Source organism: Methanosaeta sp. UBA356 (assembly GCF_002496465.1).
GTDB lineage: Archaea > Halobacteriota > Methanosarcinia > Methanotrichales > Methanotrichaceae > Methanothrix > Methanothrix soehngenii.
Genome location: NZ_DAKC01000114.1, coordinates 1 through 14061 on the forward strand (window position 1 = coordinate 1; position 14061 = coordinate 14061).

Consider the following 14061-nt stretch of genomic DNA (forward strand, 5'->3'; position numbering starts at 1 on the left):
TTTAGGCCGGAGTAGTTTACAGAGACCCATTTTGCCATTTGACTATAATATCTTCGATTCGATAAAAGTGGCATCTGCCACTGACCGGCAGACCTTGCCGAAGTAGGGCTCTCTCCTCGAGTTCGCCACCCGCAGCAGTTCCTTGACCCTCTCCGGGTTGCAGCTATCGATCTTGACCAGATTGTCGCTTCTTAGCAAGCAAGGCTTGATCTTACCATCCGAGGTCACCCTCAGCCGAGTGCAATGGGCGCAAAACTCGGTGTTGTCCATCGGCCTGACCACCTCCACCTCTGCTCCATCCAGGAAATACTTCTTCCTTCTGTGCATCTCACGGATTAGGATGGAATCCGCCTGGAAAGCAAGGCTCCTCTCTATCCCCTCAATGTCTCCGGATATTCCCTGGCCTTGAATGTCCAAAAGCTCAATCAACTGCAAGATAAGACCCCTCCGGCGGCAGAAATCGATCATCTCCGGGACCTCCGACTCATTCCTCTTCAAAACCACAAAATTCAGCTTGATGGGCAAGAGATCGGCTTCTCTTGAGGCATCAATCCCCGCCAGCACCCTCTCCAGATCCCCAGGCCTTCCTCCGGTGATCTGGCAATACCTGTTCGGCTGGAGGGAGTCCAAGCTCACATTCACCCTGTCCAGACCAGCCCGGGCTAAAGCCTCAGCCCGCTCGGCAAGCAGGATGCCATTGGTGGTTATGGATATGTCCAGGCTCTGGGGAATCCGGGCAATGATAAGATCGAGATCCTTTCTCAGGAGAGGCTCTCCGCCGGTGAGCTTCACAGATCGCATCCCAAGCTCAGCTGCCGCTTTGGCGATGCTCACCACCATATCTCCTGGAATCTCGCCACCAGGCAGCAGCTCTCCCTCGTGATGGCAGTAGATGCATCTCAAATTGCATCGAGGGGTGAGAGCGATTCGTATGCCTGTGACTTTGCGGCCATAAGAGTCCACCATTTGACCGGCCATTACGGGCAGTTCATTATGTTGCTAGTATTAGAACTCTCTTCTGCAAGGTTTCTTAAGATTTTATATATATTAATATTCTATCTCGCCCAGGCTGCGCTTGAGATAGCTGAGCAGGGTCATGGCTATTATTATGCAGATAGCAAAGCCACTGAGCAGCTCCTCCCAGGGGTGTATGTTCTCGGAGAAGGCATAGATTATCCCCCCGGAGAGAAGGGCCAGGATCAGGGTGGCGATGATGGAGACCAGCATGGACCACATGATGGACCCCACCTCATAGCGCTCGAAGAACGAGGCGGAGAGGACAAAAGCGATCGCCGCCAGGATCAGGGTAATGGACGCAGGCAGGCCAGGCCCGTAGCGGAAGAGCTGGATCAGCCCCAAAGCTAAGGCCATCATCACCACTGCCAGCAGTCCCGAAGCAAGAAAAGCCTTCAGGATGTAGTTGTCAAAGCGATACTCCATCCGGATCATCCTTTATCAGGTGTATATTGAAATAAGCATATGCATATTGCGTTTTGCCTCTTTCAATTCGACCTTTGGATCTCTGCATCAAGCTCCATCATGACCTGCTTATACTCCCGGTTCAGCCTTTCAGCCTTCTCTTCTGCTCCATCCATCACCTGGGAGCGGCCCATCATCTCCAGCTCCCGGCTCAGCTCCGAAAGGCGCATCGCCCCCACATAGGCGCTGCTGGACTTCAGGCTGTGGGCGGCGGTCTGCAGCCCTTTTGCATCACCGTTCTCCACCGCCTTCAGAATTGCTGCAATCTTTTGCGGTGAATGCTCCAGGAAGAGGCCACCCACCTCAGCAATGATATCAGGATCGCCATCATCCTGCAGCTCTCTGAGGCTGGCAAGCACCGATCGATCCAGTGCATTGCCAGAGACTTCATATCCTTCTGTCATTTCAGCCCATCCTTGCAATCTATTAGATGCGTGTTTGCGTATTTCTTACTATTTATTCTTATCTTCTTTCAGAATATTGAATTGTGAATTCCTGGCTGAGAATCAATCCAGCAGCACCATCCCAAAGAGAACAACCCTCTCCGAATAAGACCTGATCACCTGGGGACTGTATCCGGCATTCTCCAGGGTCTTGAACACATCCACCCCGCAACCCTCCATGGAGGGCCTCATCCTGTCCTTATGCCGGCACTTGAGAACGTCCAGGGGATTCATCTTCTCCCCACTCTCTTGCATCTCCTCACCTACACATGTCTCGCATAGGGTGCAGGGTAGGGCATAAAAGCCCAGAGCTTTGTAATAACCCAATAGAAATGCCCTGGTTTCCAACTGGTAGACGGTATCATGCAGATTATTAATGGAGTCCCAGAGGTAATGGTGGATGTGCCTGGGGTCGTTTCCCGGTCCCGGTTCCGCCAGGAACCTGGCCAAAATAGCCGTCTTGTACTCAGATACGACCCTTCTCATCTCCTCTGGAGATGGAGCAAAGGGCGGGCAGCAAAGGTGCTTTCCATAGGCCCGGCAGCCGTATCTGCACTTCAGCCTCACCCAATCCGCCACAACTATAAGATCGGTGGAGATTGGACGGATATCCGGATGGATCGATTGCAGCTCAAAGAGAATGCTGTCCAGATCCTCATCATTCATAAGATCTGCCTCCGTTCTTTATTTGCATTGCCCCTTTCTCTATTCACCTATCCGTTATCCGCGCCCGGCTCAGCCCGTCTTTTGCCGGACCACCAGCACCGGCCTATCCGATCGCCGGGCGACATCGAATGAGGTGCTGCCCAATCTCATCTGCTTGATCCAGCCCTTCCCCTGGGAGCTGAAGATCAGAAGCGAAACATCATGCTTTTTGGCAAGTTCCAGAATCTGATCGGCTGGCTTTCCCTTGAGGATATGGATGGTGACCATTCTTCCCGGCTGCTCCAGATCCTGACGCATCAGATTAAGCTTTTCTGCCGCTCTGCCAAACTCCTCTTCTTTGGATATTACATGGGCCAGAAGGATCTCTTTTGTTCCCTCCAGTTCCCCTGCCAGTACTATGGCATCCTCTGCTGCCGCCGAGAGGTCAGTTGTGACCAGAATCCTGGAGAAGATATCTGGGCAGAACCTCTCCATATTTGCCTCTTTACCTTTTTCCAGCATTTTGTGGCGGATGATTAATAGATCGGTCTCACCCTGGCGCAGCACCTCTGTGGATACGCTTCCGAGCAGTATCCCCTCCAGCATTCCCTTACCTTCTGCTCCCATGATTATCAGGGATACATTCTCCTCCCATGCCGTCTTCTGAATGGCATCGCCCACAGTTCCTCCGTAAACAAAATCCGCATCCTGCCTGGGCTCCGGAGGATTGAGATTTATCCCATCCGCCCCACTCATGGGCTCCACTATCACCTTCAGGATGGGCTTCACCATGAGAGAAACCTCATTTTTGCAGGTAATACTAGCGAGCAGCTTTGCCTCTTCATTGAGCCGAAAAGCCGCCTCGCTTATGATGGCGTCATAGCTCCATCCGCTCTTCTCCAGGAGCTTGGGATTGCTGGCATCCAGGACATTGAGAAGCACTACCTCTCTGGTCCCTGGGATCTCCGTTACATATTCGGCCATCTTGCTGGAGTACCGGGAGAAGTCGGTCGGAATCAGAACTTTTTCAAACATTTTCTCTCACCCCTCGCCTATTCTCTACTCAGAAATTGTTCATGAATCTGTCTTCGTCAAAATATATCAAAATGGCGATATGTCTTGGATCAATCAAACGACGATGGCAAGGGCCATGATGAGGATAAGATCTATTTATACCAATGACGCATTATAATTTGTTAAGATCTATCGGCTCTTTTGGGCTGATATCGAGTGTGGGATTATGTGGAAATACATCTTGCTAATGATAATTGCCATATCTTCAGGCCTGATGAGCCCCGCAGGAGCGGATGGAATCATCATCGTCGATCCGCCACCTGGAGTGGACGTGCGTCTAGACCAGTCTCTGGCCATCAAGTACCATCATGTGGACATCCAGATAAAGGACCAGGTGGCCACCACCCGGGTGGATCAGGTCTTCGTCAATGACAATCCATGGACTGCTGAGGGAACCTACATATTTCCCCTGCCAGAGGGCGCTGCGGTGAGCGATTTTGTGATGTGGGTGGATGGAAAGGCAGTGCACGGCGAGATCCTGGAAGCTGATGAGGCCCGGACAATATATGATGATGTAGTGCGGAGGATGAAAGACCCGGCACTGCTCGAGTATGTGGGCAGAAAGGCCCTCAAGGCCTCAGTGTTTCCCATCCCCCCAGGAGAAGAGCGCAAGATTGAGCTGGAGTATAGCCAGATCCTGCCGGTGGAAAACGGCCTGGTTCATTACATCTATCCCTTGAGCACAGAACGTTTCTCCTCCCGGCCGCTGGAAGATCTGGTCGTCAGGGCCCAGATCGAGTCGCGAGAACCGCTGAAGGCCGTCTATTCCTCTCGCCATGAGGTCTCCATAGATAGGGAGGATGACTACCATGCCCTTCTGGGACTGGAGCAATCGGATGTCCTGCCGGACAGGGACTTCGAGCTCTTCTACACCATCAGCAGCGAGAAGATCGGCCTGAACCTGCTCAGCTTTAAAGAGGAGGGCCAAGACGGTTTCTTCCTCCTCCTGGCAGCACCGGATGTAAAGGTAAACGAAGAGGAGATAGTGGTCAAGGATATAATTCTAGTCCTGGACACCTCGGGCAGCATGCAAGGCGAGAAGATGGACCAGGCCAAGGAGGCTGCCAGATATGTCCTGAATCACCTCAATCCTCTGGATCGGTTTGCTATCGTCTCCTTTGCCACTACCACCAGATCTTTCAGCCCCAGTCTCGAGCCCGCCGCCCAGGCAGATAAGGGAAAGGATTTCTTAGACCGCCTGGAGGCCATGGGATCGACGGATATCAACCGGGCGATGATCGAGGCGGTGGGCCTGGCGGAAGAAGTCCGCCCCACCACCCTCATCTTTCTCACCGATGGCCTGCCCACCGAGGGAGTGACGGTGACAGGAGCAATACTTGACAATGTAGCGCGAGAGGCACCGGATAATGTGCGCATCTTCAGCTTTGGGGTGGGCGACGATGTGGACACCGACCTGCTGGACCAGATCTCTCTGGACCACGGCGGTGCGAGCACCTATGTCCGTCCAGGGGAAGAGATCGATGAGGAGGTCAGCGCCTTCTACCGCAGGGTGAAGATGCCCGTCCTCTCCGACCTCTCCTTAGACTGGGGCGATATCATAGTCGATCAGGTCTATCCCCAGAGGATCCCGGACCTTTTCGCCGGCTCTCAGCTCATCATGCTTGGAAGGTACAGAGAAGGCGGACCGGCGAAAATCACCCTGAAGGGAATGGTCAACCAGGAAGAGAGAAGCTATACCTATGAAGATCTCAGCTTCCGGAAAGAGGGCGGCGACGACTTCATACCCCGTCTGTGGGCCACCCGGGCGGTAGGATACTATCTCACTCAGATCCGGCTTTACGGGGAGAAGCAGGAGTGGATAGACTCCATCGTCTCCCTTAGCACCCGCTACGGCATAATCACTCCTTACACCTCCTTCCTGGTGCAGGAGAAGGACATCTTCAGCACCCAAGGAAGAGAGGAGATAATTTCAGACTTCGAGGAGGAAATGGCGGCGGCGGCAGCTGAGCCTGCATTTGGTGAAGCAGCGGTAGAGAAAGCCGTCTATCAGAAGTCATTGAGCGCCGCACCAGTGGGGGCAGCGGTGCCAGTTAATATGTCCGTCTCTACTGGGATTGATGGAACCAGTAAGATGGTGCGGGTCTCAGAGGTGTTGAAGAATGTGGGCAGCAAGACCTTCCTCTGGAGAAATGACACCTGGATAGACACCACATTTGACCGCTCCATGAAGACGAAGAAGGTGGCATTCCTGGGCGAGGAGTACTTCGATCTGATCTCCCAAGTGCCGGTTCTGGGAAGCTACTTCGCCCTGGGTGAGAGGGTGATAGTGGTACATGAGGGCCAGGCCTATGAGACGGTGGCCGAAGACGACTCGGGTTCTGGTTAGAGCAACAAGAAAAATGAGCGAACCGGAGGGTCGGGAGATATCTGCTCGCCCGGCCCGGATTTTTCATTATTTTCCTTTATATCTCCATCTGCCCCTTTACATAGAGGTCCTCTGCCACCCGGTTCAGCCTATCACCCTTCACCTCTCCGCCGTAGTCGGGCAGAATTACAATATCCTTATCATGGTAGCGATTCCGGATATCCTGGATGTAGGAGGTCTGAGAGGCCATCTTCTCCTGGCAGAATTGGCAGGGGCATTCTCCAATCACATGGTTTATGACAATGGCGGAGACGTTCACTCCATGCGACTGCACCGTCTCAATCAGCCGTCTGCTCTCCTCCACTGCCGCCTTCTCCGGGATGGTCACAACGGTGATGCTCGCGGTCTTGGGATCGGTAAGCGCATTTCTCATGGTCTCAGCCTTCAGCCGCATGGCTCTCACCTCTTTTAGTATGGAATCCCCAAATCCCGATTCAAGCATATTGAGAACCCCAATCCATTTGTTTCTGATCCCCAGCACCTTGGTGACAAATCCGGTGGTTATGGAGGGCAGCTGGAGCAGAGGGAGGACCATGGCCGTGGGCGCAGAGTCTATGACCACCAGATCGTACTTCTTCTGGACGTAGATGTCATTTAGCTTGTCCATGAATATCAGCTCGGAGACGCCAGGCATGCTGGCAAAGTCCTCCGGCTTCACCTCCACCTCGAAGAGGCCGAAAAGCGCAGTGATCATGTTCTTATATCTGCGAAAGAAGCTGCGTGACTCCTCGGCAAGGTCTGGCTCATATGCAAATAGATGCTCTTTGATCTTATTCGGCTGGCTTCCAAGGTCTATATCGAAGATATCAGAGAGAGAATGAGCGGGATCCATGGAGAAGACAAGGGTCTCTAAGCCCTTTTCAGAGGCCCATATGCCTGTCGCTGCAGAACATACGCTCTTTCCCACGCCGCCCTTGCCTGCTACATAAATGAGCTTCATGGCCTGTACTGATCGGGGGTGGATTTAATTGTTTGCTAATAAAAAGGTTTTTCTACTTTCAAGACATTTTAATGAAATTAATTATAAAAGGGGGCGAAAGGATGAGGAAGCAACTAATATTAACTGCAGTGTTCATTCTGTCCATTAGCTGGGCGCAAGGTATCAGCGACGGGAGGACAGCGAGCCTGGATATCGTTGGGAGCAATGTGAATAACACCACTTTCATATCGCTGGATGGCGTTCCGGTTGCGCTGGATATAGTAGGGAGCACCGCCAGTAATATCCAGGTAGGCGCTCTGGCTAAAGATTTACAATCACAGTGCCGCAATTGCTATGAATGCGGCGCATGCGGTGAGCCGAAGATCTACACCACGCCATGGGACGACTTCAGAAGGCCTTTATGCTATCCTTGGAGTTCTTATATTCCCACCCGCTACAATAAGCCCATGATCAACTGGAATACGGGAACCATGGATCAAGAGCCAGTCTCTCTGGGCCAGGGAAATGGCGTCTCTGGCTGATGGCAAAGAAAGATGGAAAAAAGCCTCTCTGGCTGGCAGGCGGTTAGAGGTCTCTTCCGCCAGCCGAAAAGCTTTTCTACTTTCAGTATATATAAAACATCCATTAAATATTATGTCCAATGGAGGGGAATGAGTTGAGGTATTCTATACTGGCAGCAATGCTGATTCTGATGGCATCAAGCGCCATGGCCTTTGGCGGCCCAGGATCAGTGGTCGTGGATATTGTGGGAAGCAATGTGGAGGATACGAAGGTTGTGGCCGATGGCCGTGGAGATATAGACCTGGAAATCATCGGAAGCACAGCGAAAAACACAATAGTTTCCCCATTTAAGGCAACAAGTTATTATCAATCATGCCAGATCTGTCCGCAGTGTCCGACATATCCCACACCCATATATCCAACACCTGAATGTCCCACGTGTCCCAGCCCTAGTGAAGAGCTGTACAAGCAGCTGATGCCCTGGGATTACAAGCATCTGGGTGTTGATGCCTGGTACGGTGCTTTCTGGTATAGGGATGATCCCAATATGCCAAAATGGCCGCAGATTTAAAAAGCCATCAGAGAAAAAGCTGCCTGATAACTATCTTAAGGCAGAGATAACGCAGGCTCAGGATTTGGTGAAGGGCCCGAGGGAAAAGGTCCTGAGCCACTCATTCTAAGATAGCGCAGCTTTTATGAAGCAGACATCGTCCTCCCAGGACGACCTCGCATTCTCGGATAATTCCTGTCAATCCGATAGGTTAAATACCTGCAGCTGAAAACCCTGCAGAAATCCATGCAAGACCGCAAAAGATCATTCTCTCCGGGCACAAGTGAGCTCTTCTGGTGCAGGAAATGCAACCTTCCTCTTCTATCGGAAGACTGTTCCCTCTGCCATCGTTCAGGCTTCAGAATCCCCCTATCTCCCCCAGGCGACGTCCGCCTTTGCTCTCGCCGGGGAAAGGACCTGCTCAGAGAGCTATTCCTGCAGAACTGGGGTGCAGCAGATTTCCTGGATGACAGGCTGATCCTGCTCAACAAGATCGCCGGAATGGACCGGAGGGATCAGGTGATACTTGAGGGCCGACATATTGCCACCCTCTGGTTTGATATCACTCTAGATCAGCACAGGCTGGACCTGGAGATCGCTGGCGCTGCACTGCTTAAAGAAAGGGCGAAGAAGAACCTGGTTGTCTGTCATGACACCATATTGAAGGGCCACATAAAAGGCAAGTGGCTGGCCAGGGATCAGATCGTAAGCCTGCCCCCATCTTTAGAAGAAGGAGATAGCCTCGTCTTGAGGATCGGGAAGTTCTCCGGCGTGGGAACCGTGCGCAGGAAAGATGAGGCCCAGGCAATCAGGATCAAGGATGTAACTCAGAGGGACTTCGTCCTGAGCGACAGACCAACCACATTGAAGGATACCATCCAGGCCAATGCGGAGCACCTGAAGCGCCTGGAGAGGGAAGCAATGGCCGAGATAAGGGAATATCTCTCCCGGACCAGGCTTCCAGTGAACATATCGTTCAGCGGGGGGAAAGACAGCCTGGCCTCGCTCATTCTGGCCAGAAAGCTGATGCCCAGAATTGATGTCCTCTTTATCAATACGGGCTTGGAGTTTCCCGAGACCGTGGAGTATGTGCAAAAGCTCTGCTCAAACAATAAGCTCAGGCTGCATGAGATCAGAGGGGATAGCGACTTTTTCAAGCAGGCTGAGAGCTTCGGCCCTCCTGCCAAAGACTATCGCTGGTGCTGCAAAACCAATAAGCTTGGACCGATGACCTCCTTTTTGGCCGGGCAATATCCCAGAGGGTGCGTGACCATTGAGGGACGCAGAGTCTACGAGTCCTTCAATCGCTCCTCCATAAAGGCAGTGGAGAGGAACCCCTATGTTCCCGGCCAGACCATGCTCTCACCCATCCGCAACTGGAGAGCCCTGGAGGTCATGCTCTACATCCACTGGAATGGTGAGGTGCCCAACCCTCTTTATGATGAGGACTATGAACGAATAGGCTGCTGGCTCTGCCCGGCATCTCTGCAGTCTGAATTCTCCCGCCTAAAAGAGAGCCACCCCAATCTCTACAGCCGCTGGAACTCCTTCCTCCATGATTGGAGAGGAAAGAACGATCTTGATGAGAGATATGTCGATTGGGGATTTTGGCGTTGGCGAAGGCATCCTCCCAAGATCACCGAGATGGCCGACTCTTATGGTATCGGTCTAACTTCTCAGGGCAGCATGAAAAAGGAGATCTCCCTTCAGGCGGTGAGGGGCAGATCCCCATGTGGCCTGGAGTATTCCATTGAGGCCATCTTGAACTCACCCCAGAATCATCCTTTCTCCAGTGTGGCCAATGCTCTGGGTATGCTGGGTGAGGCGAAGTATGAGGAGGATATGGGAGCCGCATTGCTGAAGACTGATAAAGGAAGGGCAACGGTCTTTGCTAACGGCCATATCATGATCATCGCCGGAAGAGAGGAGGCGGAAGAGCTTCTGCAGAAGGTGGTGGAAGTCATACTTCGGGCGCAGATGTGCACTAAATGCGGAATCTGCATTAGAAACTGCAGCAGAGGGGCGATCACCCTGGAAGATACCATTGTTGTAAATCAGGAGAGGTGCAATCATTGCGGGAAATGCGACCGGGGATGCATAGCAATAGATGAGGCGAAGAAGATCTGGAAAGGCTTGGGTGCCAGCTGAGGCTGGGCGCAGGTGCGGAGCAATCGAGATCTCGATGAAAGGGTTGCCGGGCCAAGCGCATGCTGAGAGGAAAGATCTGCGAAAAGGCTGCCAGGTCTATATCTTCATGGGCTTCTTCTGCCAGTAGATTTAAATATTCGATTAATAGCAAGAATACCACACTGAGGAATCAGAATGGTATCCGGAACAGTAAAATTCTTCAATAGAACCAAGAGATTTGGATTCATTGCAGGCGACGACGGTAAGGATTATTTCGTTCATGCAACCGGCCTCATGCCGGATGTCACCATAACTGAGGGTGACAAGGTCAGCTTCGAGGTAGTTGAAGGCGAGAAAGGCCCCAAGGCAGACAGAGTCACAAAAGAGTAATCCAAAATTATCGCGCACATCTCATAAAAGCACATTTTCTCATGGGCTGGGAAACCGGCCCAGATTTCCCCTTTCTCTGATTTATGATTTGCATAGAGCATAGCCTATTTGATCTCCGCCCTCCTGGATGGAGCTCGATATGCTTGATCGTCACATTGAAAGGATAGCTTCAGAGCTATCGCTCGACCGGAGGGCGGTCGGGGCTGTTTCGGATCTTCTTGATAGCGGCGCGACCCTGCCGTTCATCGCCCGGTACCGGAAAGAGGCCACGGGAGATCTGGATGAGGTAGCCATAGGCAAGATCCGCGACAGCCTCAACCGATCCAGACTGATGGATGAAAGGAGAATAGCAATCATTCGCTCTTTGGCCAGACAGAATCAGCTGACCGCCGAGATCGAGGAGAAGCTATCGAAGGCTGTAAGCTTGGCGGAGCTGGAGGACATCTATCTTCCCTTCCGGCCCAAGAGACGAACCCGGGCTATGGTGGCCAAAGAGCGCGGCCTGGAGACCCTGGCCCGGATCATCCTCGCTCAGGATGAGAGAGAACGCGATCCTGAAGAGGAGGCTGCCCTCTATATCGATCCCGAAAAGGGCGTATCATCGGTCTATGAGGCTATCCAGGGGGCTATGGACATAATAGCCGAATGTATCAGCGAGGATATTAGGGCCCGATCTGAATTGAGATCCCTCTTCTGGTCCGCGGGCGTCCTCGAGAGCCGGGCGAAGGCCGGGAATGCTCATCCGGAGGAGGGCAAGTTCAGGGACTATCTGGAGCTTTCCGAGCCCATTGCCCGCATGAGTTCCCACCGTCTGCTGGCCGCCCTCCGAGGGGCCAAGAGGGGGGTGTTCAGCTTGCGCCTGGCGGTGAACGAAGATGACGCCCTGGCGGTCTTGGAGGAGATATTCATTAAGGGGGACGGCCCGGCATCCGGCATGGTCATGGCTGCCGCCCAGGACTCTTTTCGCAGGCTTCTTGCCCAGTCCCTTGAGACGGAGACGATATCTATAGCCCGTCAGCGGGCGGAGGAGAAGGCGATAGAGATCTTTGCCGATAACCTCCGCCAGCTTCTCTTAGAGCCACCCCTGGGCAGAAGATGCGTCCTGGCGGTAGATCCGGGTTTTCGCACCGGCTGCAAGCTGGTGGTTCTCGACCCACTGGGCCGGCTGATCAAGAGCGATGTGATATACCCTCATGAGCCTCATAATAAGACCCGAGAGGCGGGATCAAAGGTGGCCAGGATCTGCCAGGAAAATGATGTGGAGGTGATCGCAGTGGGCAATGGCACTGCTGGTAGGGAGACGGAATCATTTCTGCGCAGGCTCAATCTGCCTCGAAGCATATCGATAGTTCCTGTCAATGAGTCGGGAGCCTCAGTCTATTCCACCTCTGCAAGAGCGCGGAGCGAGTTTCCAGATCAGGATGCCACGGTGCGTGGTGCTGTCTCCATAGGCAGGCGACTGCAGGATCCTCTGGCAGAGCTGGTCAAGATCGAGCCCCAGGCTATTGGTGTCGGCCAGTACCAGCATGACGTGGACCCATCAAGCCTTGGCCGCTCTTTAGACGATGTGGTTGCGGCCTGCGTGAATCAGGTGGGCGTGGATGTCAATGCCGCGAGCATTGAGCTTTTGGCCCGGGTCTCCGGCCTGGGGCCGAAGCTGGCAGAGGCAGTGGTGAGATACAGAAATGAGCACGGACCATTCCGCTCCCGCCGGGATCTGCTGGCGGTCCCCCGCCTGGGGCCGAAGGCCTTCGAGCAGGCGGCGGGATTTCTGCGCATTCACGATGGGGACAATCCGCTGGATCGCACGGCCGTGCATCCCGAGAGATATCCGATTGTGGAGAGAATGGCAAAGGATCTCGGGGTCTCTATCAGCGAGCTGGTGGAGAACGAGAGGCTTTTGTCGGGACTGAGTCTGGAGGACTACATGAACCAGGAGGAGGGCGTCGGCCTCTGCACCCTTCAGGACATATTAAATGAGCTCTTCCGGCCGGGGAGAGATCCGCGCCGGGAGTACGAGGCCTTCAGCTTTGCCCCGGGCATAAACGAGATCGGCGACCTGCTGGTGGGAATGAGCGTTCCCGGCATTGTGACCAATGTCACATCCTTTGGAGCTTTCGTGGATGTGGGTGTGCATCAGGATGGCCTGGTGCACAAAAGCGAGCTTGCCAAAAGTTATGTCCCGGTGCCGGGGGACGTGGTGAGGGTTCGGCAGAAGGTCATGGTGAAGGTACTGGATGTGGACCTGGAGAGAAAGAGGATATCCCTTTCCATGAAATGATAAATCTGGCAAAAAGGAAGAGGCTCCTCGTTATTTGCATGGGTGAACTGAATCGCAAATTCTCTGCGTCTCCATGCCTATGTGGTGAACCGCTATGCTCTGACCCAACCACAGAGTCACAGAGGAACAGAGGCCATATTCTCTGCCTGAACTCACCCCCATAATTCAGCGAAGAGCCAAAGAAGATTCTCCGTATTCTGAGCTCATCAGGCAGCTAATTGGATCTTCTTGACTGCTCCACCTGGGCAGCAAGCTCTTTTGCCTGAGCCACGGGATCTGCGCTCCCATAGACCGACCTTCCCACAATCAGATAGTCCGCTCCCGCCTGCAGAGCCTCTCCGGCTGAGCCACCCTGAGCTCCTACCCCGGGGGAGATGATGAGCTTGTCTCCGATTATCGAGCGGATCATCCTTATCCTCTCCGGGCGGGTGGCGGGGGCTACGACGCCGCTGGCTCCTGACTCCACTGCCAGCCGGGCCATCCTCTCCGCCAGTGGGGCCATGAACTGCTCTGCACCGGGGTGGCTCATCTCCGTGACCACAAACAGGTCGGCGCCAAAGCCTCTGGCGCAATCGGCACAGGCGACCAGGGAGTCCTTTCCAGGAAAGGCCTGGGCGATTATGGCGTCGGCGCCTGCACCCAGCACCGCTTCGCATATCAGGCGGTTGGTATTGGGAGTATCAGCGATCTTCAGGTCGGCGATGACCGGGGAGATGGAGCTGATCTCCTCCACTATCCCCAGGCCGGCATGGAGGATGAGTGGATAGCCGACCTTGATGGCATCGAAGTGATCAACGAGCTGCTCGGTTAGCTCCAGGGCTTTATCCCGGGAGAGCACGTCCAGCGCCAGGATCAAAGAGTTCTTTTTATTCATTTTAATTCATATCCACCCATACAGTCATATTCTCTGGTATTTATTCCTTTCATGCTAATCAAAATTGCACATCCACCTCTACCAGCTTAGCCCCCAGCTTTTTGGCCTCCTTGACCGATTCTTTGTCCTTCATCAGGAAAATGCGCCACTCAGCAGTCTCAATTCGGGCGAGAGAGTTCTTCAGCACCCAGGAATATCTGCTCTTGCGGCTCAATTTCACCACATAACCACGAGAGCTCTCAATTACTTTAACCGAAAATCCCCTTCTCTCCAGGATCTTTGCGACCAGGTTCCTCTCGCCGGGCGTCCTGAGGATGAAACGAAACCCATCCTTGTCATAGTAATCGGCAAGCTCTTGAAAGATCTCCTTA

The 14061-nt window shown here is 53.4% G+C and carries 14 protein-coding genes; 6 read left to right on the forward strand and 8 right to left on the reverse strand.

Going from position 1 to position 14061, the window contains the following annotated elements:
* Positions 1-42: 42 nt before the first annotated feature.
* The 5 genes from moaA to BP727_RS10970 all read right to left on the reverse strand — a co-directional run bounded on the left by moaA (position 43) and on the right by BP727_RS10970 (position 3602).
* The gene (gene moaA / locus BP727_RS10950) at positions 43-978 is read right to left on the reverse strand and encodes a GTP 3',8-cyclase MoaA (protein WP_276620844.1); all 936 of its coding nucleotides are present in this window, start codon (positions 976-978) and stop codon (positions 43-45) included.
* A 69-nt stretch (positions 979-1047) separates the two neighbouring features.
* Complete coding sequence (locus BP727_RS10955) at positions 1048-1449, reverse strand: hypothetical protein (RefSeq protein WP_273467449.1); 402 nt, start codon at positions 1447-1449, stop codon at positions 1048-1050.
* 53 nt (positions 1450-1502) lie between these two features.
* Positions 1503-1883 carry an Hpt domain-containing protein gene (locus BP727_RS10960; RefSeq protein WP_273271194.1) on the reverse strand — a complete coding sequence of 127 codons (381 nt, stop codon included), beginning with the start codon at positions 1881-1883 and terminating at the stop codon, positions 1503-1505.
* Between the two features lie 102 nt (positions 1884-1985).
* A complete protein-coding gene (locus BP727_RS10965) occupies positions 1986-2588 on the reverse strand; it encodes a DUF2284 domain-containing protein (RefSeq protein ID WP_013719935.1) in 603 nt (200 codons plus the stop codon).
* Positions 2589-2657: 69 nt separating this feature from the next.
* Positions 2658-3602 carry a universal stress protein gene (locus BP727_RS10970; RefSeq protein WP_276620840.1) on the reverse strand — a complete coding sequence of 315 codons (945 nt, stop codon included), beginning with the start codon at positions 3600-3602 and terminating at the stop codon, positions 2658-2660.
* A 226-nt stretch (positions 3603-3828) separates the two neighbouring features.
* Between BP727_RS10970 and BP727_RS10975 the strand changes: the two genes are divergently transcribed.
* A complete protein-coding gene (locus BP727_RS10975) occupies positions 3829-5988 on the forward strand; it encodes a VIT domain-containing protein (protein WP_286858824.1) in 2160 nt (719 codons plus the stop codon).
* A gap of 76 nt (positions 5989-6064) precedes the next feature.
* Here BP727_RS10975 and BP727_RS10980 read toward each other — a convergent pair whose 3' ends face one another.
* Positions 6065-6967 carry an ArsA family ATPase gene (locus tag BP727_RS10980; protein WP_013719938.1) on the reverse strand — a complete coding sequence of 301 codons (903 nt, stop codon included), beginning with the start codon at positions 6965-6967 and terminating at the stop codon, positions 6065-6067.
* Between the two features lie 101 nt (positions 6968-7068).
* Between BP727_RS10980 and BP727_RS10985 the strand changes: the two genes are divergently transcribed.
* From BP727_RS10985 to BP727_RS11005, 5 genes are all read left to right on the forward strand, one after another.
* Positions 7069-7488: a hypothetical protein gene (locus BP727_RS10985; protein ID WP_286858814.1), complete on the forward strand. Its 420-nt coding sequence runs from the start codon at positions 7069-7071 to the stop codon at positions 7486-7488.
* Between the two features lie 119 nt (positions 7489-7607).
* On the forward strand, positions 7608-8039 hold the full coding sequence (locus BP727_RS10990) for a hypothetical protein (RefSeq protein ID WP_157863785.1): 432 nt from the start codon (positions 7608-7610) through the stop codon (positions 8037-8039).
* A 225-nt stretch (positions 8040-8264) separates the two neighbouring features.
* Positions 8265-10166, forward strand: a complete 1902-nt coding sequence (locus tag BP727_RS10995) for a phosphoadenosine phosphosulfate reductase family protein (RefSeq protein ID WP_286858817.1) — start codon at positions 8265-8267, stop codon at positions 10164-10166.
* Between the two features lie 174 nt (positions 10167-10340).
* The gene (locus BP727_RS11000; RefSeq protein ID WP_013719942.1) at positions 10341-10535 is read left to right on the forward strand and encodes a cold-shock protein; all 195 of its coding nucleotides are present in this window, start codon (positions 10341-10343) and stop codon (positions 10533-10535) included.
* 139 nt (positions 10536-10674) lie between these two features.
* Positions 10675-12816, forward strand: coding sequence for a Tex family protein (locus BP727_RS11005; protein ID WP_286858819.1), 2142 nt, complete (start codon positions 10675-10677; stop codon positions 12814-12816).
* 214 nt (positions 12817-13030) lie between these two features.
* On the opposite strand, the gene pyrF is transcribed toward BP727_RS11005, so the two are convergent.
* Entirely contained in the window at positions 13031-13690 is a 660-nt protein-coding gene (pyrF, locus tag BP727_RS11010; RefSeq protein ID WP_273271202.1) for an orotidine-5'-phosphate decarboxylase, read from the reverse strand.
* Positions 13691-13748: 58 nt separating this feature from the next.
* On the reverse strand, positions 13749-14061 hold a 313-nt coding region (locus BP727_RS11015; protein WP_286858822.1), incomplete at its 5' end, for a hypothetical protein.